The 678-nt window shown below is 54.1% G+C and carries 1 pseudogene; it reads left to right on the plus strand.

Going from position 1 to position 678, the window contains the following annotated elements:
• A pseudogene (locus GPK88_RS19450) lies at window positions 1–546 on the plus strand (CHC2 zinc finger domain-containing protein); the annotation flags it as partial.
• Window positions 547–678: the final 132 nt, after the last annotated feature.

A 678-nucleotide genomic window follows, 5' to 3' on the forward strand; every position in this document is an offset into this window, starting at 1 on the left:
AGAAACGGCATGGTCTGCTGTCCATTCCACAATGACCGCACGCCCAGCATGAAAGTGGACAGCCGCTTTTACTGCTTCGGCTGCGGGGCTTCCGGGGATGTGATCGACTTTGCCGCTTTGCTGCATGGATTGGGGAAACGGGAAGCTGCGGTCAGGCTTGCGGAGGACTTCGGCGTTTCCTATGAGAAATCCGGCAATGCGCCGCCAGATAGGAAGCGTCACAACAGGTCACAGCCCCGACAAAAATCAGCGGAGCAGAGATTTCAGGAAACGGAACGGTATTGTTTCCGGGTGCTATGCGATTATCTGCGCCTGCTGGAGCATTGGAAAACAGCATACGCCCCACAGCCGCAGGATGCCATCTGGCATCCTCTTTTTGTGGAAGCGTTGCAGAGGATAAGCTACACAGAATACCTTTTGGATATTTTGTTATACGGAGAAATAGAAGAAAAAGCGGCATTGATCGCCGCACAGGGAAAGGAGGTGCTGCGGCTTGAACAGCGAATTTCAGAGCTTGCCGCCGGAAACGCAGGAAGCGGTCAAAAGGACGATGGACACAATGGAACCGGCGCAAACACCAGCAGAAATCCGGGAAACATTAGAGGGGACGCAGAAAGGCGGCGTGAAGAACAGCATCCGAAACTGCCTGACGGTGTTCCAGCGTGACCCTCTGTTTCG

Origin of the sequence: Blautia sp. MCC269 (genome assembly GCF_018785655.1) — a bacterium.
GTDB lineage: Bacteria > Bacillota > Clostridia > Lachnospirales > Lachnospiraceae > Blautia_A.